The sequence below is a fragment of the Streptomyces montanisoli genome, from assembly GCF_017813245.1.
Taxonomy (GTDB): domain Bacteria; phylum Actinomycetota; class Actinomycetes; order Streptomycetales; family Streptomycetaceae; genus Streptomyces; species Streptomyces montanisoli.
Window position 1 is genome coordinate 1 of the sequence record NZ_JAGIQL010000077.1, and the last position, 22,590, is coordinate 22,590.

Sequence of the window (22,590 nt, forward strand, 5' to 3'; positions counted from 1 at the left end):
GGCCCGCCGACTCGCACAGCCCGCCGGCGGCCGCGGTCACCGCGGACAGCCCGTCCGCCGAGCGCAGCCGCACGAGCAGGGCCAGCGCGGACGTCCCGTCGGCCGGCCGCGCACGCGGGACGGCGGAAGCAGCAGCGGGGGGCGCTGCCGGCACAGGAGCGGGGAAGGGCAGCGTGCACAGCGCGGCCGTCCCCGGCACCGCGCGGTGCGGCGGCTCCTCGCCCGGCCAGGGCGCCACGCACACCAGCGTGTGCAGCCCGTCGCCGCTCGGCCCGAGCGCGGTGCGCAGCGCGGCGAGCGCCATGTCGCGCTCCCAGCCGTGCTCAGCCGTGAGCACGGCGCGCAGTTCGCGGGCGAGATCCGCGTCCGCCTTCACGTCCTCGGCGAGCAGGTCGCCGATCCTGCGCGTCACGTCCATGGCGGCCGCGAGCCGGGACGCCCCCGGGCCCGTCGCCGAGTCGTCGAGCAGCCACACGTAGCCGAGCACCATCCCCCGATGGCGTACCGGCAGGCAGATCCTGCCGCGGAAGACGCCCGCTTCGGGCGAGGCCGGGATGCGCACGGGGCCCGTCGCGCGCGTGATGCCGAACCCCTCGAACCAGGCGCGCACCCCGGGCGACGACTTGCGGGTGAGGATCGACCGCGTCCTGACCGGGTCCATGACCAGGTCGTCGTCGCTGTCGTGGGCCCCGAAGGCGATCAGCCGGAAGTCGCGGTTCTCCAGCGTCGCCGGCACGCCGACCAGCGCGGAGATCTCGTCGACCAGCTCCTGGTAATCGCCCTTCACCCGGCCATTCTCGCACCGCTTCAGACATATGTCTGAGATCGTGCGCGGTGATGCGTGACAGCTGTCGATGGCAGCGGGCCGCCGTCCTCCCTAACGTGCGAAGTGGCCGCAGAGTCCCACGGCCCGCTCGATCTCTCATGGAGGTGCCCGTGCTGGGTCCCGTGATCCTCGCCGCGTCGCGCAGCGACGCCCTGCGCCGCACGATCTCCGCGGCGCCGCTGACCAAGCCGGTCGTCCGGCGCTTCATCGCCGGGGAGTCGGTGGAGGCGACGGCGCCCGCCATCGAGACGATGGCCTCCCAGGGCCTCGAGGTCACCCTCGACGTGCTGGGCGAGGACGTCACCGACCCCGCCGAGGCCACCCGCTCGCGCGACGCGTACCTCAGGCTGATCGAGGTGCTCGGGCCGCTGCAGCTCGGCGAGCGCGCCGAGATGTCGGTGAAGCTGTCCTGCATGGGCCAGGCGCTCGACGGCGGCCACGACATCGCGCTGAAGAACGTCACGGCGATCGTCGAGGCCGCGAACGCCATCGGTACCACCGTCACCCTCGACGCCGAGGACCACACCACCGTCGACTCGACGCTCGCCATCCACTCCGCGCTGCGCGAGCGCTTCCCACGCACCGGCGCCGTCGTCCAGTCGTACCTGTTCCGCACCGAGGAGGACTGCCGCAGGCTCGCCGCCGCGGGCAGCCGCGTCCGGCTGGTGAAGGGCGCGTACAAGGAGCCCGCCTCCGTCGCGTACCAGGACAAGGCCGAGGTCGACAAGGCGTACGTGCGCTGCCTGCGCGTCCTCATGGAGGGCGACGGGTACCCGATGGTCGGCTCCCACGACCCGCGGCTCATCGCCATCGGCCAGGAGCTGGCGCAGCGCGCGGGACGCAAGCTCGCCGACTACGAGTTCCAGATGCTGTACGGCATCCGCACCGCCGAGCAGCACCGGCTGGCCGCCGAGGGCCACCGCATGCGCGTCTACGTCGCCTACGGCACCGACTGGTACGGCTACTTCATGCGCCGCCTCGCCGAGCGCCCCGCCAACCTCGCGTTCTTCCTGCGTTCGCTGGCCGGCCGAGGCTGACCGGCCGACACCGCCCGACCACGGACACCCCACGACCGAAAAGGAGTGACGGCACCATGGACGCCGTGACCAAGGTTCCCGCCCCGGTCAACGAGCCGGTGCACGGTTACGCGCCCGGCTCGCCCGAGCGCGCCCGGCTCGAGGCCGAGCTCAAGACCCTCGCCGACCACCCCCGCGACCTGCCGATGACCATCGGCGGCGAGAAGCGGATGGGCGGCGGCGACCGCGTCGACGTCGTGCAGCCGCACCGGCACAAGGCCGTGCTCGGCACGTTCGCCGGCGCCACCCGCGAGGACGCGCAGGACGCCGTCGACGCGGCGCTCGCCGCGGCGCCCGCCTGGCGCGCCATGTCGTTCGACGACCGCGCCGCGATCATCCTGCGCGCCGCCGAGCTGCTGTCCGGGCCGTGGCGCGAGACGATCGCCGCCGCGACCATGCTCGGCCAGGGCAAGACCGCCCAGCAGGCCGAGATCGACGCGCCCTGCGAGCTCATCGACTTCTGGCGCTTCAACGTCAGCTATGCACGCGACCTGCTCGCCGAGCAGCCGCCCGCCAACTCCAAGGGCGTGTGGAACAGGCTCGACCACCGGCCGCTCGAAGGGTTCGTCTACGCGATCACCCCCTTCAACTTCTCCGCGATCGCGGCCAACCTGCCGACCGCGCCCGCGCTGATGGGCAACGTCGTCGTGTGGAAGCCGTCGCCGACGCAGACGCTCGCCGCCGTGCTGCTCATGGAGCTGCTCGAGGAGGCCGGCCTGCCGAAGGGCGTCATCAACCTGGTGACGGGCGACGGCATCGCGGTCTCCGACGTCGCGCTGCACCACCGCGACCTGGCGGGGATCCACTTCACCGGCTCGACGAGGACCTTCCGCCACCTGTGGAAGACCGTCGGCGAGAACATCGAGAAGTACCGCACCTACCCGCGCATCGTCGGCGAGACCGGCGGCAAGGACTTCGTCGTCGCCCACCCGAGCGCCGACCGCGCCGTGCTGAAGACCGCGCTGACCCGCGGCGCCTTCGAGTACCAGGGCCAGAAGTGCTCGGCCACCTCGCGCGCCTACGTGCCCGCGTCGATCTGGAACGACGGGTTCAAGGAGGAGTTCGCGGCCGAGGTCGACTCCATCGCCATGGGCGACGTCACCGACTTCACGAACTTCATCGGCGCCGTGATCGACGACCGCGCCTTCGCGAAGAACAAGGCGGCCATCGACCGCGCCGCCGCCGACCCGGCGTGCACGATCGTCGCGGGCGGCACGTACGACGACTCGGTGGGCTACTTCGTCCGCCCGACGGTCATCGAGTGCACCGACCCGGCCAACGAGGCCTTCACGGCCGAGTACTTCGGCCCGATCCTCGCCGTGCACGTCTACGACGACGCCGACTACGACGCCATGCTCGACCAGATGGAGTCCGTCGCCGAGTACGCGCTCACCGGCTCCTTCATCTCGAAGGACCGCGCGGCGACCGCCGCCGCCATGGAGAGGCTGCGGTACGCGGCCGGCAACTTCTACATCAACGACAAGTCGACGGGCGCGGTCGTCGGCCAGCAGCCGTTCGGCGGCGCGCGTGCCTCCGGCACGAACGACAAGGCGGGCGCCCCGCAGAACCTGATGCGCTGGACGCAGACCCGCGCCATCAAGGAGGCGCTGGTCCCGCCGACCGAGTACGGCTACCCGCACATGGGCTGAGGCCCGCCCCGCACGCCCGCCCCGCAGGCCTGCCCCGCACACCCGCCCCCGCGCCCGTCCCCGAGCGCGGGGGCGGGCGCGTGTGTCACGCCGTCACGACACCCGCCGCCAGCGCGCCATGCCGAAGCAGAACAGGCCGTACAGGGCAAGACCCACCGCGACGGCGCCCAGCAGCCAGCCGCCCGCGGGGGCGCTCGCGAACGAGCGGAGTGTGTCGTCGAGGCCCTTCGCCTTGCCCGGGTCGTACGTGGCGGCCGCCTCCAGCGCGAATCCGCCGGCCGCTGCCACCATCAGGGCGCGTGCGACGCCGCCCGCCACCCCGGTCACGTCGACGTAGCGGCGGGCGGCCCGCGACATCCCGCCCCACTTCAACTGGTCGTGGAAGGTGCGCCGCACCGCCAGGACGCCCATGCACACGCCCGTCACCACGACGGCCGTGGCGGCGGCGGCCACGATCCACCGGCCGCCCGCAAACCCCATCACCCGGGCCGTCACGTCGTGGGACCGGTGGTCGCTCGCGCCGCTGCCGCTGCTCTTGTCGCCCGCGGCGAACGCGAGGACGGAGTACGCGGCGAACCCGTAGAACACGCACCGCGCCGCCGACAGCAGTCGCTTCCTGATCTTCCTGCCATCGGGCACGGAGGCGCCGAAGGCGGCCTCGGTCAGCCGCCACAGCGCCATGCCGGCGAGCCCGGCGCCCACCGCCCACAGCAGGGCGGTGCCGAGCGGCTTGCCGGCGATCTCGGCGAGCGCGCCGCCGCGGTCCGCCTGCCGGCCGCCGTGTCCGCCGTCGTAGGCGATGCGCAACGCGAGCAGGCCGATGAGCACGTAGATCAGCCCGCTGGCGGCGTAGCCCCAGCGGGCGGCCACCTCCACGGCCGAACTGTCCGCCGCCCGCCGCGCGCCGCGCCGGCCGCGCCGCACGGCGCCCCGCTTTTTCGGCAGACCGCGTCCGCGGGTGCCCGCGCGCCGGCCGAATCGTGCCGTCAGTGTGTTCATGACCACCCTCCGTCGCTCCGGCTGCCCCGGGCCGCCGCGGGGAAACGGTGCGCAGGGGCGCGCCGGGTCAGCCGGCCGCCCGGGGAATTCACCCGGCGGGGTGCTGTCCGTCTCAGATAGTAGGAAGTCCGAGTAATGATGCAGACACGGCGGGCGGCCTCCCTTAGCGTGGAAGACGCCGAACCGCCGCTCCATCGAGCGATCGGCGGCCGTGGCCGGCCTGTCGGCAGGTGATCCCTGCGGGCCGTGCCCCCGCCCTCTTCCGGCACCTCTCGGATGCGCCGCGCCGCGGCCCGCCGCGCGCGGCTCAAGCTGGCAGAAGGAGTCGATCCCCATGGCAGAGACGATCGTCCGTCGCAACCGCGTCCGTCACACCCCCCGCACGGGCGAGACCGACCGCAAGAACGCGGCGGCAGCCCTCCAGCGCGCCCTCGACCGCAGGGACAACGGCGGCTCCACCGGGCACTGACCCGACGCGAAAGCCCCCGGCTGTCCACAGGATGGACGGCCGATGTCAGTCCCTGGGACGCGAGGTAGGGTGCGGACATGTCTCGCAGCATCGATCTCGCAGTGATCCCCGGTGACGGCATCGGCACGGAAGTCGTGGCCCAGGGCCTCAAGGTCCTCGAAGCCGTTCTCCCGCAGGACGTGAAGCTGGAGACGAAGGAGTACGACCTCGGCGCGCGCCGCTGGCACCGCACGGGGGAGACCCTTCCCGACGAGGAGCTCGAAGCCCTCAAGGGCCACGACGCCATCCTGCTCGGCGCGATCGGCGACCCGTCCGTGCCGTCGGGCGTGCTGGAGCGCGGGCTGCTGCTCAAGCTCCGCTTCGCGTTCGACCACTACGTGAACCTGCGCCCCTCGCGCCTCTTCCCGAACACCACCACCCCCCTCGCCGGGACCCCCGCGATCGACTTCGTCGTCGTCCGCGAGGGCACCGAGGGCCCGTACACGGGCAACGGCGGCTCGCTGCGCACCGGCACACCCGCCGAGGTCGCCACCGAGGTCAGCCTCAACACGGCCTACGGCGTGGAGCGCGTCGTCCGCGATGCCTACGAGCGTGCGCAGGCCCGTCCGCGCAAGAAGCTGACGCTGGTCCACAAGAACAACGTCCTCGTCTACGCCGGCCACATGTGGAAGAAGATCTTCGACCGCGTGGGCCAGGAGTACCCCGACGTCACCACGGACTACCTGCACGTCGACGCGGCGACGATCTTCCTCGTCACCCAGCCCGAGCGTTTCGACGTCATCGTCACCGACAACCTCTTCGGCGACATCCTGACCGACCTCGCCGCCGCCATCAGCGGTGGCATCGGCCTCGCCGCGTCCGCGAACATCAACCCGGACCGCGCCTTCCCGTCCATGTTCGAGCCGGTCCACGGCTCCGCGCCGGACATCGCGGGCCAGGGCAAGGCCGACCCCACGGCAACCGTCCTCTCGGTCGCCCTGCTCCTGCGCCACCTCGGCCTCGACGCGGAAGCCGCGAGGATCGAGGACGCCGTCTGCGCCGACCTTGCGGAGCGCGGCGAGGCGGGACGCACGACCGCCGAGATCGGCGACGCGCTCGCGGTACGCGTAGCGACCTGACCCGACGGACACCTCTCACGACGCAGCCGCCGGGTCACGCAGCCCGGCGGCTGCCGCATGCCGCCACCGGGCGCTCCACCAGCCAGTGGCCGTACTCACGCACCCCGGGCCCTCGACCAGCCATCCGCACGCGGGATAATTGACCTGCGATCGCGGACCACGGGACGGGGATACTCGGACGTCCTAGTAGACGCAGCCAGGGGCGTGACGCGGCCCGCCACACACAACCGGTGAAGGACGAACACTCATGACCACGCCCACGATCGAGCTCAAGCCCTCGTCGAACCTGGTTCCCGCCGCGGACCGCGAGCGCATCCTGGCCAACCCGGGCTTCGGGCGGTACTTCACCGACCACATGGTGACGATCCGCTGGACGGAGGGCAGGGGCTGGCACGACGCCCAGCTCGTGCCGTACGCGCCGCTCTCCCTCGACCCGGCCAACATGACGCTGCACTACGCGCAGACCATCTTCGAGGGCCTCAAGGCCTACCGGAGCGCCGACGGCTCCGTCTCCACGTTCAGGCCCGAGGCCAACGCCCGCCGCTTCCAGCGCTCCGCCCGCCGCATGGCCATGCCCGAGCTGCCCGAGGAGCTGTTCATCGGGGCCTGCGACGCGCTCGTCAAGCAGGACATCGACTGGGTCCCCGGGACGGGCGAGGAGAGCCTCTACCTGCGGCCGTTCATGTTCGCCACCGAGGTCGGCGTGGGCGTGCACCCCGCCAATGAGTTCCTCTTCATGGTCATCGCCTCGCCCGCCGGCGCCTACTTCAAGGGCGGCGTGAAGCCCGTCTCGGTGTGGATCTCCGAGGAGTACGTCCGCGCGGCCCCCGGCGGCACCGGCGAGGCCAAGGCAGGCGGCAACTACGCGTCCTCCCTCCTCGCGCAGGCCGAGGCCACGGAGCGCGGCTGCGACCAGGTCGTCTGGCTCGACGGCATCGAGCGCAAGTGGGTCGAGGAGATGGGCACCAACAACCTGTTCTTCGTCTACGGCGACAGGATCGTCACACCCGCCTTCTCCGGATCGCTGCTCGCCGGGATCGTCCGCGACTCCCTCCTGACGATCGCCTCCGACCTCGGCTACGAGGTGGCCGAGGAGCGCATCTCCGTCGAGGACTGGCGCCGCGCGGCCGCCGACGGGTCGCTGACCGAGGTCTTCGGCTGCGGGACGGCCGCCGTGATCACCCCCGTCGGCCGGATCCGCTCCAAGGGCGGCGACTGGACCGTCCCGGCGACCGGCGAGGTGACGATGCGGCTGCGCAAGGCGCTGCTCGACATCCAGACGGGCGCCGCCAAGGACGTCCACGGCTGGCTGCACCCCGTCGCCTGACGCCGCGAAGCCGCGAGGCGGGCGGCCGGCCGATTCAGGCCGAGTCGCCCGCCAGGGCCGCCGCAGGCACGGCGGACGCACGGGTCAGCACCAGGTACACGGCGCCGCCGACCAGTCCCGACAGCACGAACGAGCAGTCGATGCCGCCCGTGAGGCGCAGCAGCGGGCCCTCGTACGGCGCCGAGACCGCGCACATGCCGACCGCCGCGCCCACCGCCCAGGACACCGTCGCCCGCGGGTGCCAGCCCGCGCGGTACCAGTAGACGCCGCCCCTGCTGCGCCGGTTGAAGACCTGGAGGGCGTCCGGGTCGTAGGCGCCGCCCGTGCGGCGGTGCACGAGGAGAGTGATCACCGCCCACGGCATGCCCACCGCCGTGAGCAGCAGGACGAACGTGGTCATCGCGGACTGCGCGTCCCACGCGAAATGGCCGGCGAAGACGAACCCCACCGCCACCACCGCCACCACCAAAGTGGCCTTGACCCGTGTGGCGCGCGGCAGGATGGCGTCCAGATCCAGCCCCATCGAGTAGAGCATCAGGCCCGAGTTGCCGACCGAACCCACGAGGGCCACCACCAGCAGCGGCACCAGGTACCAGCGGGGGGACGCGGCCACCAGCGGCCCGGCGTAGTCGAGCGCCGCGTGCGCCGCGTACGCGGTGTAGGTGCCGAACAGCTGCGGCACGAGCAGCCCCGCGAACAGGCCGAGGCAGGTGGCCCAGTACACCGAGCGCTTCGAGTGGCGCCGGGGCGAGACGTAGCGCGTGTAGTCGCCGAGCAGCGTGATGAAGGCGACGGGGCCGCTGAGCCCCGCCGTCACCGCGGACAGCAGCCAGGTGGGCCAGAAGGTGCCGAGCAGGTACGGCGTGTGTGCCGGCGCGGACGTCGTCACATGCGGCGCGTAGGCGGCGAGACCCACCACGAGCAGCGCCGTCATCAGCACGGCGAGCGCCTTGCTCAGTTTCAGCAGCAGTTGGTACCCGTACACCGCGCCGATGACCGTGAGCCCGGCGAGCACCGCGTACACCACCGTGTGCACGGCGCCGCCGGTCGGCAGGTGGAGCAGCCTGGCCAGGGTGGAGACCACCACATCGCCGCCGATCCACAGCGTCAGCGCGGAGTAGCCGAGTGACAGCAGCAGGCCGACGACGGAGCCGACCAGCCGCCCGCGCACGCCGAAGGCCGCCCCGCTGGACGTCGACAGGTTGGTCCCCGTGCGCAGGGACACCAGCGCCAGAGGCGCGGTCACCGCGACCCCGGCGACCGTCCCGATGACCACGGAAGAGATCGCGGCGGCCATCCCGAGGCCGTAGGAGACCGGCAGCCAGCCGAAGACGATCACCCCCAGGCAGAGGTTCGACCCGAGCAGGATGCTGAGCAGGTCGCGCGGGCCGCTGGTGCGTTCCGCGTCCGGGATCGTGTCGACTCCGCGTTGTTCCGTCGGCATGGGCGCTCTCCCCTGGCACTGGCGCGTGCGATCTGGCACTGGTGTGCACAACGTTTTGAGTGCTGCTCAATTTGGCGTAGTGCGGCGCGCTCGTCAATGGTCTGCACCCTGGATCTACATGGATTTCTATGATTAGAGTGTCGCTCGAAAGGTGGTGCGCACTGATGCGACTCACTCCGACCGAACGGGACCGGCTTCTGCTGTTCACCGCGGCCGAGCTGGCACGGGCCCGCAGGGCGCGGGGACTTCGGCTCAACGTGCCGGAGGCCACCGCGCTGATCGCCGACACGGTCTGCGAGGCCGCCAGGGACGGCCGCAGGCTCGCGGACGCGATCGCCGCGGGACGCGCCGTGCTGGGCCACGATGACGTGCTGCCCGGCGTCGCCGACGTGGTCACCGAGGTGCACGTGGAGGCCGTCTTCGACGACGGGTCACGGCTCGCCGTCGTCCCCCGGCCGATCGGCGGCGGGCAGCCGGACGGTGACGCGGCGGGAGACCGCGCGCCGGGGGCCCTGCTGCCCGGCCCGCCGCGTCCACCGCTCCAGCCGGCGCTCACCCTGACGGTGCGCAACACCGCGGCCGTGCCGATCAGCGTCACCTCCCACTTCCACTTCTTCGAGGCCAACCCGCGCCTGAGCTTCGATCGCGGCGCCGCCTACGGCATGCGGCTCGGGGTGCCCGCCGGGTCGTCCGTGCGGTTCGCGCCGGGCGCGAGCGCTGAGGTCCCGCTCGTGCCGATCGGGGGAGACCGCGTCGCCGTCGGCTTCGCGGGACTGGTGGACGGCGCGCTGGACGCACCGGGGGCCAAGGAGGACGCGCTGCGCCGCGCGGAGGCCTGCGGATACCTGGGCGCCGAGGGTGCCACGGCGGCGGTGCGGGACGAGACCCGCGGGAAGGGCGAGGCCTGATGGACGTATACGAGTACGCCGCGGTGCACGGACCGCGCGCGGGCGACCGGGTGCGGCTCGGCGACAGCGGGCTCACCGTGCGCGTGGAGTCGGACGCGCAGCGGCCCGGTGACGAGTTCATCGCCGGATTCGGCAAGACCGCCCGCGACGGTATGCACCTCAAGGCGGCCGCCGTCCGCGACACGTGCGACGTCGTCGTCAGCAACGTCCTGCTGATCGACGCGGTGGCCGGCATCAGGAAGGCCTCCATCGGCATCAGGCAGGGCAGGATCGCGGCGATCGGCCGCGCGGGCAACCCGGACACCCTGGACGGCGTGGACGTGGTGGTCGGCACCGGCACCACGATCGTGCCGGGCGAGGGACTCATCGCCACGGCCGGTGCCGTGGACACCCATGTGCACCTGCTGTCCCCGCGCGTCATGGAGGCGTCGCTCGCCTCCGGCGTCACCACGATCATCGGCCAGGAGTTCGGACCGGTATGGGGCGTCGGCGTGAACTCGCCCTGGGCGCTGCGCCACGCCTTCGGCGCCTTCGACGCCTGGCCCGTCAACATCGGCTTCCTGGCACGCGGCTCGTCCTCCGATCCGGCTCCTCTCGTGGAGGCGCTCGCCGAGGGCGGCGCGTCCGGCTTCAAGGTGCACGAGGACATGGGCGCGCACACGCGCGCCCTCGACACCGCGCTCAGGGTCGCCGAGGAGCACGACGTACAGGTGGCCCTGCACAGCGACGGGCTGAACGAGTGCCTGACGGTGGAGGACACCCTGCGCGTCCTGGAGGGGCGGACGATCCACGCCTTCCACATCGAGGGCTGCGGCGGCGGCCACGTGCCGAACGTGCTGCGCATGGCCGGCGTGCCGAACGTCATCGGCTCGTCCACCAACCCGACCCTGCCCTTCGGCCGGGACGCCGTCGCCGAGCACTACGGGATGATCGTGTCGGTCCACGACCTCAAGCCCGACCTGCCGGGGGACGCGGCCCTCGCGCGCGACCGGATCAGGGCGGGCACCATGGGCGCCGAGGATGTGCTGCACGACCTCGGCGCCATCGGCATCACCTCGTCCGACGCCCAGGGCATGGGCCGCGCGGGGGAGACCGTGCGGCGGACGTTCGCCATGGCGGCCAAGATGAAGGCCGAACGCGGCCCGGCCGGCCGCGAGGACGGCGACGACGGCGAGGGCGGCGACGACAACGCCCGTGTCCTGCGCTACATCGCCAAGCTCACCGTCAACCCGGCGATCGCCCACGGCCTCGCCCACGAGGTCGGCTCCATCGAGGTCGGCAAGCTCGCCGACATCGTGCTGTGGCGGCCTGCCTACTTCGGCGCCAAACCGCAGCTCGTCCTCAAGTCGGGCTTCCCCGCCTACGGCGTCACCGGAGACCCGAACGCCGCCACCGACGACTGCGAGCCGCTCGTCCTCGGACCGCAGTTCGGCGCCCACGGCGCCACCGCCGCCGACCTGTCCGTGGCGTTCGTCGCCTCCGCCGCGGCCGGGCTCGGCGCCGACCGGATGCCGACGCGCCGCCGTCGCGTCGCGGTCCGCGGCACCCGCGGCATCGGCCCGGCCGACCTCGTGCACAACACCCGCACCGGACGGGTCGACGTCGACACGGACACCGGCCTCGTCACGCTGGACGGCGCGCCGCTGCGCTCGCCCGCGGCCGAGTCCGTGCCGCTCAACCGCCTCTACTTCCTGTGACGCGCGTCCCCGCGACGCCCGCATCCGTCCGGCCCGCGCCCCGCGCGCGGCGCCCTTCAGTGAGGACAGCCATGTTCCGCATGCCGCCCGAGTGGGCCCCGCACGAGCGCACCTGGATGGCCTGGCCCGGCCGCAACGCCACCTTCGCCGACCCGTCCGAACTCGCGCGTGCCGAGGCGGCATGGGCCGAAGTGGCCCGCGCCGTAGCCCGGTTCGAACCCGTCACCATGGTCGTCGGCCCCGGCAGGAGTGACGCGGCGCGCGCGCTGCTCGGGCCCGGCATCGACCTCGTCGAACGCGAACTCGACGACGCCTGGATGCGGGACACCGGCCCGACGTTCGTCACCGACGGGCAGCGGCTCGCAGCCGTCGACTGGACGTTCAACGGCTGGGGCGGCCAGGAATGGGCCGCATGGCAGCACGACGCGAAGATCGCCGCGAGCGTCGCGGACCTCGCGGGCACGGCCGTCCACGCCTCCCCCCTCGTCAACGAGGGCGGGGGCCTGCACGTCGACGGCGAGGGCACCGTGCTGCTCACGGAGACCGTGCAGCTGGGGCCCGAACGCAACCCCGGCTGGACGAGGGAGCGGGTGGAAGCGGAGATCCACGCGCGGCTCGGCACCAGCAAGGCGATCTGGCTGCCCCGCGGCCTCACCGCCGACTACGGGCGCTTCGGCACGCGCGGGCACGTCGACCTCGTCGCCGCCTTCGCCGCGCCCGGAGTCGTCCTCGCGCACACCCAGCCCGACCCCGCGCACCCCGACCACGAGCCGTGCGCGCGCAATGTGGCGCTGCTGCGCGCGGCCACCGACGCCAGGGGCAGACGGCTCCAGGTCGTCGAGGTGCCCGCGCCGGCGGCGCTCACGGTGGAGGGTGCGTACGTCGACCACTCGTACATCAACCACTACCTGTGCAACGGCGGCGTCGTGCTGTGCTCCTTCGGCGATCCGCGCGACGCCGAGGCGGCCGCACTCTTCCGCCGGCTCTTCCCCGGCCGTGAGGTCGTCCAGGTCGGCGCCCGCACCGTGTTCGCCGCGGGAGGCGGCATCCACTGCATCACGCAGCAGCAGCCGCTGCCCTGAGCGCCACCCCCGTCAGGTACAACGTACGCATGACCGTCTCGCCCCGCCGCCGCAACACCGCGCCGCCCCGGGAGGACGTGCTCGCCGCCGCCATGGACACCATCGCCGAGCGCGGCCTTGCCGGTCTCACCATGGCCGGACTCGGCCGCGACGTCGGCATGAGCAGCGGCCACCTCCTCTACTACTTCCGCACCAAGGACGAGCTGCTGCTGCGGACCCTGGAGTGGAGCGAGGGGCGGCTCGGCACGGAGCGCGGTGCCCTGCTGTCCGGCCGGGGCAGCGCCGCCGGCAGGCTGGAGGGGTTCGTGCGCCTCTACCTGCCGGACGGCCACCGCGACCCGCACTGGACGCTGTGGCTCGAAGTGTGGAACAGCTCGCAGCACGCGCCGCAGGACGCCAGGGAACGGCGGTCCGCGATCGAGGGCGCCTGGCACCGCGACCTGGTGGCGCTGCTCGCCGAGGGCATCTCCCGCGGCGAGTTCCGTGCCCTCGACCCCGACCGGTACGCGACCCGGCTGCGGGCGATGCTGGACGGCTTCAGCGTCCACGTCGTGGTCGGACTGCCCGGTACGGGACGCGAGCAGGCCCTCGCCCACGTGCGGGAATTCCTCACGCAGACGCTCATCGCGCCCGCATCGTGAGACGCCGTTTCCCCCTGCGGGAAGCCGTGCCAGAATCGCCCCGTGCCCTCGTTCGCCACGATTATCGGCAGCAGGCGCGCCGGTCCACGGTGACCGTCCCGTACCCCTGGCGTACGCGGCGCCACCCGTGCCACGACCCGCGCGCAGACCTCTCGCATCCGCGAGGGGTCTTTTTGTTTTCCACCCGACAGGAGCGAGAACGTGACCACGAACCCGACCGAGCCCGACGACGCCTTCCACGTCTTCGACACGACGCTGCGGGACGGCGCGCAGCGCGAGGGCATCAACCTGACGGTGGCCGACAAGCTGTCGATCGCCCGGTACCTGGACGAGTTCGGCGTGGGCTTCATCGAGGGTGGCTGGCCGGGGGCCAACCCGCGCGACACCGAGTTCTTCGCCCGCGCGAGCCAGGAGATCGACTTCCGGCACGCACAGCTCGTCGCGTTCGGCTCGACGCGGCGGGCCGGCGCGAAGGCCGCGCAGGACCCGCAGGTCAAGGGGCTGGTGGAGTCGGGCGCTCCGGTGGTGACGGTCGTGGCGAAGTCGCACGACCGCCATGTCGAGCTGGCGCTGCGCACGACGCTGGAGGAGAACCTGGAGATGATCAGGGACACTGTCTCCTACCTGCGGGAGCAGGGGCGCCGTGTGTTCGTGGACTGCGAGCACTTCTTCGACGGCTACCGCGCCAACCCTCAGTACGCGCTGACGGTGGTGCGCACGGCCGCGGGCGCCGGCGCCGATGTCGTCGTGCTGTGCGACACCAACGGCGGGATGCTGCCCGCCCAGGTCCTCGACGTGGTCTCGGCGGTCAGGCGGGAGACCGGGGCGCGGCTCGGCATCCACGCGCAGGACGACTCGGGGTGCGCCGTCGCCAACACGCTCGCGGCGGTCGACGGGGGCGCGACGCACGTGCAGTGCACGGCCAACGGGTACGGCGAGCGCGTCGGGAACTGCAACCTCTTCCCCGTGGTCGCCGCCCTCGAGCTCAAGTACGACCGGCGCGTCCTGCCGGCCGGCGCCCTCGCGGAGATGACGCGCATCTCGCACGCCGTCGCGGAGGTCGTCAACCTCGCGCCGTCCACGCACCAGCCGTACGTCGGCGTCTCCGCCTTCGCGCACAAGGGCGGCCTGCACGCATCGGCGATCAAGGTCGACCCCGACCTGTATCAGCACATCGACCCCGCGGTCGTCGGCAACACCATGCGGATGCTCGTCTCCGACATGGCGGGCCGCGCGTCCGTCGAGCTCAAGGGCAAGGAGCTCGGCTTCGACCTGAGCGCGGACCGCGACCTGGTGGGCCGCGTCGTCGCCCGGGTCAAGGAGCGCGAGCTGCAGGGCTACAGCTACGAGGCGGCCGACGCCTCGTTCGAGCTGATGCTGCGCGCCGAGGTCGAGGGCAGCGCGCCGAGCTACTTCCGCACGGAGTCCTGGCGGGCCATCGTCGAGGACCGCCCGGACGGCAGCCACGCCAACGAGGCCACCGTGAAGCTGTGGGCGAAGGGGGAGCGGATCGTCGCCACCGGCGAGGGCAACGGCCCGGTCAACGCGCTCGACCTGGCGCTGCGCGCGGGGCTCGAGCGCATCTACCCGCAGCTGACGTCCTTCCAGCTGACGGACTACAAGGTCCGCATCCTGGAGGGCAGGCACGGCACCGAGTCCACCACCCGGGTGCTGATCACCACGTCGGACGGGGGCGCCGAGTGGTCGACGGTCGGCGTCGGCGAGAACGTGATCGCCGCGTCCTGGTACGCGCTGGCGGACGCGTACACGTACGGGCTGCTGCGGGCGGGGGTCGAGCCGGCGGACGGGTGAAGGCCCGCGAGCCGGTAACGGCCCCGGCCACGAAGAGCCGGGGCCGTTACCGGGAGAACGATCGCGGATCAGGCCGTCACTGAAGCGTCCACTTCTGGTTGGACGCCCCGGTGCACGACCACAGCTGGGTCGGGGTGCCGTCCGCCGAGGACCTGTCCTTGACGTCGAGGCACTTGTTCGCCGCCGTGTTGACGATGTCGCCCGAGGCCTCGGCCCGCCACTGCTGCGCGCCCGTGCCGTTGCAGTCGTACAGCTGCACCTTGGCCCCGTCGGCCGTCGAGCCGCCGCTCACGTCGAGGCACTTGCCGAGCGCCTTGACGGTGCCGTCGGAGCCGACCGTCCACCGCTGCGCGTCCGTGCCGTTGCAGCTGTAGAGGTCGACGGCGGTGCCGTTGGCGGTGTTCGCGCCGGTCACGTCGAGGCACTTGCCGTCAAGGCCGTGGAAGGAGCCCGTCCGCGCCGTGGGCCCGCCGGCCTGGGTGCCCGACCAGGTGAACGTCGCCGACGTCTTCGCCGGCACGGAGTAGCCGAAGCTCTCCCCGCCCCAGTTGACGCGGACCTGCTGCGCCGAGCCCGAGCCGTTGTACGCGACGAGGGCCTTGGAGCCGTCCGGGTTCTGGAACGCCACGTTGGGCAGGGTGCTCGACGCGGTCGAGGCGATGCGCGTGGCGCCCGGCCTCACGAACTTCGTGACCTGTCCCATCGTGTAGTACTCGACGGTGTAGTCGACCTTCCCGCTGCCGTCGTCGTGCACGGTGACGAGGCCGGTGCAGGTGCCGCAGCCGCCGTTGTGCGGTCCCATGCTCTGGTCCACGGCGAGCGACCACTTCACCCAGGACTGCCCCCAGTTGCGGAAGTAGTCGACGAGGTTGTTCATGTCCTCGCTCTGCTGGTCGCCGATCCAGGTGCCGCCCGAGTGCTCCGTGTCGAACGCGGGCACGTCCGGGTACTGGTCGTGCACCGTCGTCTGCACGTCGATGTGGCCGGTGTAGCCGTGGTACGCGATGCCGCCGAAGTTCGGGTGGTTCCGGATCGCCGGGTCGTCGACGCTGGGGGCGGCGTACGACTGGTACGAGTCCGGGTTCCAGTCGAGGGCCAGGACCTTCGTCCGCAGCCCGGCGCCTTGCAGCGCGGGCAGCAGGTCGTTCTTGGCGAAGTACGCGAGTCCCGAGCCGTTCCAGTTCATGCCCGGGTAGTCGCCGCCGACCGTCGGCTCGTTCTGCTCCGACACGTAGTCGATGGGGATGCCGGCCGCCTGGTAGCCCTGGATGTACTTGACGAAGTACTGGGCGTACGCGGCGTAGTACTGCGACTGGAGCCAGCCCTGCACGTAGCTGCCGTTGTCCTTCATCCACGGCGGCGCGGTCCACGGCGAGGCCATCACCGTCAGGTCGGGATCGAGCTGCTTGGCCTGCTTCGTCAGCGGGATCACGTCGGCCTGGTCGTGCGCGAGCGAGAAGCGCGACAGGCTGGGGTCGGCTGCGCCGTCGTCGTAGGTGTAGCTGTTGCGGGCGAGGTCGGAGGCGCCCATCGGGTTGCGCAGGAAGCTGATGCCGATGCCGCTCGTGGGGGAGAACAGCTTGTTCATCACGTCCGTGCGGGTGGCCTGAGACAGCGCGCCACTGCTGTTCAGCAGCCAGGCGGCGGTGTCGGTGAACGAGGCGCCCGCGCCGGTGAACTTCTGGTACCTGGTGTTCTCGTCGACCGTGATGCCGGTACCGCTGCCTCCCGTGCCCGACTGGAAGGTGACGGGGGCCTGCTGCTGGAGTCCGCGGGTGACATGGCGCCCGCCGGAGTCGTCCGTCGTGGTGAGGGTGATGTTGACCTGCTCGTTCGCGGCCTGGGCCGAACCGGCCGCGATGCCGGTGAGGCCCGCGGTGGCCAGCGCGCCGGCGAGCACGAGTCTCGCCAGCCTGCGGCCGGTGCCAGAGGTTCTCTGCATGGTGGGGCTGCCCTTCTCGACACTGAGGTGGGGGAGCGATTCGGGGTGCGGCGTGAGTGAACTGCCCCCGGGCCACGGCGTCAAGGGGTCGCGCGTTCAGGAACTGAACGCGTATCAGGGCTGACCTGCGCCCGTACTGCTGTGTAACAAAGGTGCGGACCAAAGTGAGCGTGAAGTATTGACGGCACGTCCGGTCGGCGGTTGACTCACGAAGCGGCGCCGGTACCGGTTCCGGAACCGGTTGCGTTACCGGCCGGATTCCTCAGCCACGCGCGAAACGGGAGGTCGAATGCGTGTGACGATCGCGGACGTCGCGCGCGAGGCCGGCGTGAGCAAGACGACCGTTTCGCGGGTCATCAATACCGGAAGTGAAGTCGGCGGGGACACGGCAGCCCGGGTCCGCGCGGTCATCGACGCGCTCGGCTACGTGCCGAGCTCGGGCGCCGTGGGTCTCGCCCGTGGCACCAGCCGCACGGTCGGGATGCTGGTGCCCTCCCTGACCTGGGAGTGGATCGCCGAGGTGCTCCAGGGGGTCGTGGACACCGTCGAGGCGGCCGGCTACGGCCTCCTCCTCTACACCTGCAACCGTGGCGCCGAGTCGGTGGAGCGGTTCACCGCCCAGGTCTCCGCCCGCGCCTTCGACGGGCTGCTCGTCGTCGAGCCCGAGAACACCCTCGCCACCATCGCCGCGATGCACCGGGGCGGGCTGCCGGTCGTCCTGATCGACGACCGCGGCAGGCACCCCGCGTTCCCCTCGGTGGTGACCACCAACAGGGAGGGCGCCGCCTCGGCCGCGCGCCACCTGCTGGCGGGCGGGCGCACCCGTCCCCTCGTCATCACGGGCCCCGGGCGCTTCCCCTGCGTACGGGACAGGCTGCGCGGCTTCGCGGAGGTCATGCCGGACCACCTCCTCGCCGTCGGCGACTTCTCCGAGCGCTCAGGGCGGGCCGCGGTGGAGTGCCACCTCGCCGCCGGCGCGGACTTCGACTCCGTGTTCGCCCACAACGACCTCAGCGCGGCGGGCGCGCTGCGGGCCCTGCGCGAGGCCGGGCGAAGCGTGCCCGACGACGTCGCCGTCATCGGCTTCGACGACCTGCCCATGGCACGCCACACGGAGCCGCCGCTGACGACGGTCAGGCAGCCGGCCGGACTGATCGGGCAGACCGCCGCGCGGATGCTGCTCGCCCACCTCGGCGGGCGGCCCGCGCCGGACCAGCCCGTCGTCCTGCCGACCGATCTCGTGGTGCGCCGCTCCGCCCCCTGACGCGGGTCCGCCCGCCGTGAGCGCGTGCTCGCGGCGGGCGGGGCGGCGCCGCCCGTGGGGCGGCCGGCCGGCGGATCAGGCGGCCTCGGTCTGCAGGATCGCCGAGATGTCGAAGACGAGCTTGATCTTGTCGCCCACCAGCACGCCGCCGGTCTCCAGCGCCGCGTTGTAGGTCAGGCCCCAGTCGGAGCGGAGCAGCTCGGCCGTGCCCTCGAAGCCGATGCGCTGGTTGCCGAACGGGTCCGTGGCGGAGCCGTTGAACTCCAGGTCGATGGTGAGCGGCTTGGTGACGCCCTTGATGGTGAGGTCACCCGTGAGGCGGTATCCCTCGCCGCCGGTCTCCTCGGCGCGCGTCGAGTCGAACGTCATCTTGGGGAACGACTCGACGTCGAAGAAGTCGGCGCTGCGCAGGTGGCCGTCGCGGTCGGCGGCCGCGGTGTCGATGGAGGCCATCGCGACCTCGACGTGCGCGGTGGAGTTCGCCGGCTCGGCGCCGTCGATGACGAGGCTGCCCTCGAACTCGCCGAAGTGCCCGCGCACATTGGTGACCATGGCGTGGCGGACGCTGAAGCCGATCTCGGAGTGCGCGCCGTCGACGACGTACGTGCCGCTCAGGGCGGCGAGCGCGGGGTCGACCTCGCGCCGGGCACCCTGCTCGGCGACGTCGGCGGTGCCGGTCTTGCGGCCGAAGATTGCCATGACTGCTCCTTGGGTCGACGGCCGGGTGGCCGTGGTGAGAAGTATTTGTTCAACGTTCAAGCACTGCTGATGGCCACTGTAGACCCAGATGGTTCGGATTTCAACCATGTCGACCGAACGGGTGAACTTGCGAAGCGACTATGGGATCCCCACAACCACTGGCCACCCGCCACTGTTCGGTCACGACGTACGAGGTGCAGTTCTGTCCGGCTCCACCAGGAAACGGCGGAGGAGACTGTGGGAGTCCACTGCGCGCGCGGCGCGGCGCTGTTCGTAGGGTTGGTACATGACCGTAGTGGAGGAGATCCCTGGCGAACCCGCTGACGCCCGGGGGCGCGTCGCGGAACTGCACGCTCTGCGGGAGCGGGCCCGCCGCGGCCCGAGCGACCGCGCGACCGAGGCGCAGCACGCCAAGGGCAAGCTGACCGCTCACGAGCGCATCGCGCTGCTGCTCGACGAGGGCTCGTTCCGTGAGGTCGAGCAGTTGCGCAGGCACCGTGCGACCGGGTTCGGCCTGGAGGAGAAGAAGCCGTACACGGACGGTGTCGTCACCGGCTGGGGCACCGTCGAGGGCCGCACGGTCTTCGTCTACGCGCACGACTTCCGCATCTTCGGCGGCGCGCTCGGCGAGGCCCACGCCACCAAGATCCACAAGATCATGGACATGGCCATCACCGCGGGCGCCCCGCTGGTGTCCCTCAACGACGGCGCCGGGGCCCGCATCCAGGAGGGCGTCTCCGCGCTCGCCGGATACGGCGGCATCTTCCAGCGCAACACCCGCGCCTCGGGCGTCATCCCGCAGATCAGCGTGATGCTCGGCCCGTGCGCCGGCGGCGCCGCCTACAGCCCGGCCCTCACCGACTTCGTCTTCATGGTCCGCGACACCTCGCAGATGTTCATCACGGGCCCCGACGTGGTCAAGGCCGTCACCGGCGAGTCCATCACCCAGAACGGCCTCGGCGGCGCCGACGTCCACGCCGAGACCTCGGGTGTGTGCCACTTCGCGTACGACGACGAGGAGACCTGCATCGCGGAGGTGCGCTACCTCCTGTCGCTGCTGCCGCAGAACAACCGCGAGAACCCGCCCGCCGCCGAGACCGGCGACCCGGCCGACCGGCGCTCCGACGCGCTGCTCGACCTGGTGCCCGTCGACGGCAACCGCCCCTACGACATGCGCAAGGTCATCGAGGAGATCGTCGACGACGGCGACCTCCTCGAGGTCCACGAGCGCTGGGCGACCAACATCCTGTGCGTGCTGGCCAGGCTGGACGGGCAGGTCGTCGGCATCGTCGCCAACCAGCCGCAGTCCCTCGCCGGCGTGCTGGACATCGAGGCGTCCGAGAAGGCCGCGCGGTTCGTCCAGATGTGTGACGCCTTCAACATCCCGATCGTCACCCTCCTCGACGTGCCCGGCTTCCTGCCCGGCGTCGACCAGGAGCACGGCGGCATCATCCGGCACGGCGCCAAGCTGCTGTACGCGTACTGCAACGCTACCGTGCCGCGCATCTCGGTGATCCTGCGCAAGGCCTACGGCGGCGCCTACATCGTCATGGACTCGCAGTCCATCGGCGCCGACCTGACGTACGCGTGGCCCACCAACGAGATCGCCGTCATGGGCGCGGAGGGCGCGGCCAACGTCATCTTCCGCCGCCAGATCACCGGCGCCGAGGACCCCGAGGCCATGCGCGCCCGCATGGTCAAGGAGTACAAGGCCGAGCTGATGCACCCCTACTACGCGGCCGAGCGCGGCCTCGTCGACGACGTCATCGACCCCGCGGAGACCCGCGAGGTCCTGGTGAACGGCCTCGCCATGCTGCGCACGAAGCACGCGGACCTGCCGTCGCGCAAGCACGGCAACCCCCCGCAGTGACGTCCGCGACCGACCCACGGAGACACGCACCGATGACCACACCCGTGACCGACACCGCCCACGCCTCCCTGCTCCGCGTCGAGCGGGGCGAGGCCGCCCCCGAGGAACTGGCCGCCATCACCGCGATCCTGCTCGCACGCGCCGGCGCCACCGGCACGGCCGTGCCCGCGCGCGGCCGCTCGGTGGCCGGCTGGCGCCGCCTCGAGCGCACGCCCGGCTTCCGCGCGCCGCACAGCTGGCAGGGCTGACCCGGCCGCCTCGCGCGCCCTCCACGGCGCCCAGGCCCACGCGAAGGGCCCCGTACTCCTCGCGGATTCTCGGGGTCCTCGCAACACCTGATGGCCTACGTGGTCGTCAGTAGATCACGCAGGCGCTCGGCTGGGGTTTTCCAGCTGAGCGTCTTGCGTGGTCGGCCGTTGAGTTGCTGGGCGACGTGTTCGAGGTCTTCGGGGCTGTGCAGCGACAGGTTCGTGCCTTTGGGGAAGTACTGCCGCAGCAGGCCGTTGGTGTTCTCGTTCGATCCGCGTTGCCAGGGTGAGTGCGGATCGCAGAAGTAGACCGGTACTCCCGTGGAGACGGTGAACTGCTTGTGCGCGGCCATCTCGCAGCCCTGGTCCCAGGTCAGCGAGCCGCGTAGGTGCTGGGGCAGGGTCTGGATCAGGGGCACCAGTACGTCGCGGACCTCCTCGGCGGTGTGCCCGCCGGGCAGATGCCCGAGCATGACGTAGCGAGTGGAGCGTTCGACCAGGGTCACGATCGCGCTCTCGCTGCGGGGGCCGACGATCAGATCGCCTTCCCAGTGGCCGGGAACCGCCCGGTCCTCGACCTCCGGTGGTCGCTCGGAGATCATCACCATCTCATCGACGAACCGGCGGGTGCGCTGCTGCGGGCTGCGGTGCGGCTTGCGGCGGGTGCGGCCGGTGCGCAGTGCGGCCGCGACCTCCCGGCGCAGTCCGCCGCGGGCCTGGACGTAGATCGCCTGGTAGATCGTCTCCGGACTCACTCGCATGCTCTCGTCGTCGGGGAACTCGATGACCAGAGCGTGGCAGATCTGCTCGGGGGACCAGAGTTCGCGCAGCCCGTCCGCGACGAACTCACGCAGCGGCCCAGACCGGGCGAGCTTGGATTCCTTGGGACGCGACCGACTCTTCGCCCACGCCCGCTGGGCCCGGTGCGGCTGGTAGACACCATCGACCGCACGGGCATCGATCTCGCGCTTGACGGTGGATGCCGGCCGGCCCAGTGCACGCCCGATCGCGCGGAGCGACTTCCCCTCGCGGTGCAGGTCGGCAATCTGCTCCCGCTCGGCCAGCGTGAGGAAACGAAGGTGAAGCTCGGCCTCGACCGCCGCGAGAGACGGCGCTGACGTGGAGGCGACAGTGCTGGTCATGCCCGTTGTGTAGTCGATCCTGCGCCCGTCGGGGTGCAGGCGCGCATTCCCGATCTTCCGGATCCCGCGGTCCCAGTCCCGGGCAGTGCGCTCGTTCACCCCGATCCGCGCAGCCGCCTCCCTCCGCCGCACTCCGGCCGCGCGAAGCCGGTCGTACTCCACCCGCCCCGCATGCCCGCTCGTTCCGGGCTTGCCGCGACCACGGACACCAGCCCTACGCGCCCACGCAGCCGCCGTATGACGACTCACCCCGACCGCCCGAGCCGCACCCGAGACACTCCCGTCCTCCCGGTCAAGCGCCTCGAAAAACCTCGCCTTCAACCCCTCAAAACCCACGATCCTCGCAACTCCCTCAACTCCAGGGTGTTGCGAGGATC

At 71.9% G+C, this 22,590-nt stretch carries 18 protein-coding genes and 1 pseudogene; 13 read left to right on the forward strand and 6 right to left on the reverse strand.

Annotation, left to right across the window (positions count from 1 at the left end; genetic code table 11):
- Positions 1–787: pseudogene (locus tag JFN87_RS18940) on the reverse strand (PucR family transcriptional regulator); the annotation flags it as partial.
- 149 nt (positions 788–936) lie between these two features.
- On the opposite strand from JFN87_RS18940, the gene JFN87_RS18945 reads away from it, so the two are divergent.
- Both JFN87_RS18945 and pruA read left to right on the forward strand, forming a co-directional pair.
- On the forward strand, positions 937–1,863 hold the full coding sequence (locus tag JFN87_RS18945) for a proline dehydrogenase family protein (RefSeq protein WP_209341517.1): 927 nt from the start codon (positions 937–939) through the stop codon (positions 1,861–1,863).
- A gap of 56 nt (positions 1,864–1,919) precedes the next feature.
- Complete coding sequence (pruA, locus tag JFN87_RS18950) at positions 1,920–3,551, forward strand: L-glutamate gamma-semialdehyde dehydrogenase (protein ID WP_209341519.1); 1,632 nt, start codon at positions 1,920–1,922, stop codon at positions 3,549–3,551.
- Between the two features lie 93 nt (positions 3,552–3,644).
- On the opposite strand, the gene JFN87_RS18955 is transcribed toward pruA, so the two are convergent.
- Positions 3,645–4,550, reverse strand: a complete 906-nt coding sequence (locus tag JFN87_RS18955; protein WP_209341521.1) for a DUF1206 domain-containing protein — start codon at positions 4,548–4,550, stop codon at positions 3,645–3,647.
- Between the two features lie 334 nt (positions 4,551–4,884).
- On the opposite strand from JFN87_RS18955, the gene JFN87_RS34160 reads away from it, so the two are divergent.
- From JFN87_RS34160 to JFN87_RS18965, 3 genes are all read left to right on the forward strand, one after another.
- A complete protein-coding gene (locus tag JFN87_RS34160) occupies positions 4,885–5,019 on the forward strand; it encodes a hypothetical protein (RefSeq protein WP_282961633.1) in 135 nt (44 codons plus the stop codon).
- A 77-nt stretch (positions 5,020–5,096) separates the two neighbouring features.
- On the forward strand, positions 5,097–6,137 hold the full coding sequence (locus JFN87_RS18960) for a 3-isopropylmalate dehydrogenase (protein ID WP_209341523.1): 1,041 nt from the start codon (positions 5,097–5,099) through the stop codon (positions 6,135–6,137).
- Positions 6,138–6,384: 247 nt separating this feature from the next.
- Entirely contained in the window at positions 6,385–7,464 is a 1,080-nt protein-coding gene (locus JFN87_RS18965) for a branched-chain amino acid aminotransferase (RefSeq protein ID WP_209341526.1), read from the forward strand.
- 34 nt (positions 7,465–7,498) lie between these two features.
- Here the strand turns inward: JFN87_RS18965 and JFN87_RS18970 are convergent, their stop codons facing one another.
- Positions 7,499–8,908: a cytosine permease gene (locus tag JFN87_RS18970; RefSeq protein ID WP_209341530.1), complete on the reverse strand. Its 1,410-nt coding sequence runs from the start codon at positions 8,906–8,908 to the stop codon at positions 7,499–7,501.
- A gap of 164 nt (positions 8,909–9,072) precedes the next feature.
- On the opposite strand from JFN87_RS18970, the gene ureA reads away from it, so the two are divergent.
- The 5 genes from ureA to cimA all read left to right on the forward strand — a co-directional run bounded on the left by ureA (position 9,073) and on the right by cimA (position 15,048).
- Positions 9,073–9,816, forward strand: coding sequence for an urease subunit gamma (gene ureA, locus JFN87_RS18975; RefSeq protein ID WP_209341533.1), 744 nt, complete (start codon positions 9,073–9,075; stop codon positions 9,814–9,816).
- Positions 9,816–11,513 carry an urease subunit alpha gene (locus JFN87_RS18980; RefSeq protein ID WP_209341535.1) on the forward strand — a complete coding sequence of 566 codons (1,698 nt, stop codon included), beginning with the start codon at positions 9,816–9,818 and terminating at the stop codon, positions 11,511–11,513. The genes ureA and JFN87_RS18980 overlap by 1 nt, the downstream gene beginning before the upstream one ends.
- A gap of 71 nt (positions 11,514–11,584) precedes the next feature.
- Complete coding sequence (locus JFN87_RS18985) at positions 11,585–12,595, forward strand: agmatine deiminase family protein (RefSeq protein WP_209341537.1); 1,011 nt, start codon at positions 11,585–11,587, stop codon at positions 12,593–12,595.
- A gap of 29 nt (positions 12,596–12,624) precedes the next feature.
- The gene (locus JFN87_RS18990) at positions 12,625–13,236 is read left to right on the forward strand and encodes a TetR/AcrR family transcriptional regulator (protein WP_209341539.1); all 612 of its coding nucleotides are present in this window, start codon (positions 12,625–12,627) and stop codon (positions 13,234–13,236) included.
- Positions 13,237–13,437: 201 nt separating this feature from the next.
- Positions 13,438–15,048 carry a citramalate synthase gene (cimA, locus tag JFN87_RS18995; RefSeq protein ID WP_209341541.1) on the forward strand — a complete coding sequence of 537 codons (1,611 nt, stop codon included), beginning with the start codon at positions 13,438–13,440 and terminating at the stop codon, positions 15,046–15,048.
- A gap of 76 nt (positions 15,049–15,124) precedes the next feature.
- On the opposite strand, the gene JFN87_RS19000 is transcribed toward cimA, so the two are convergent.
- Positions 15,125–16,990: a lectin gene (locus tag JFN87_RS19000; RefSeq protein ID WP_209341543.1), complete on the reverse strand. Its 1,866-nt coding sequence runs from the start codon at positions 16,988–16,990 to the stop codon at positions 15,125–15,127.
- Positions 16,991–17,279: 289 nt separating this feature from the next.
- Here JFN87_RS19000 and JFN87_RS19005 point away from each other — a divergent pair, with 289 nt between their 5' ends.
- Positions 17,280–18,254, forward strand: a complete 975-nt coding sequence (locus tag JFN87_RS19005) for a LacI family DNA-binding transcriptional regulator (protein ID WP_209341545.1) — start codon at positions 17,280–17,282, stop codon at positions 18,252–18,254.
- A gap of 75 nt (positions 18,255–18,329) precedes the next feature.
- Here the strand turns inward: JFN87_RS19005 and JFN87_RS19010 are convergent, their stop codons facing one another.
- Positions 18,330–18,953 (reverse strand): YceI family protein, encoded by a 624-nt coding sequence (locus JFN87_RS19010; RefSeq protein ID WP_209341547.1) that lies wholly within the window; start codon positions 18,951–18,953, stop codon positions 18,330–18,332.
- 286 nt (positions 18,954–19,239) lie between these two features.
- Here JFN87_RS19010 and JFN87_RS19015 point away from each other — a divergent pair, with 286 nt between their 5' ends.
- Together JFN87_RS19015 and JFN87_RS19020 are read left to right on the forward strand one after the other, a co-directional pair.
- Positions 19,240–20,823, forward strand: coding sequence for an acyl-CoA carboxylase subunit beta (locus tag JFN87_RS19015; protein ID WP_209341548.1), 1,584 nt, complete (start codon positions 19,240–19,242; stop codon positions 20,821–20,823).
- A gap of 32 nt (positions 20,824–20,855) precedes the next feature.
- On the forward strand, positions 20,856–21,071 hold the full coding sequence (locus JFN87_RS19020; RefSeq protein WP_209341550.1) for an acyl-CoA carboxylase subunit epsilon: 216 nt from the start codon (positions 20,856–20,858) through the stop codon (positions 21,069–21,071).
- A 95-nt stretch (positions 21,072–21,166) separates the two neighbouring features.
- Here JFN87_RS19020 and JFN87_RS19025 read toward each other — a convergent pair whose 3' ends face one another.
- Complete coding sequence (locus JFN87_RS19025; RefSeq protein WP_209341559.1) at positions 21,167–22,345, reverse strand: IS30 family transposase; 1,179 nt, start codon at positions 22,343–22,345, stop codon at positions 21,167–21,169.
- Positions 22,346–22,590 lie beyond the last annotated feature (245 nt).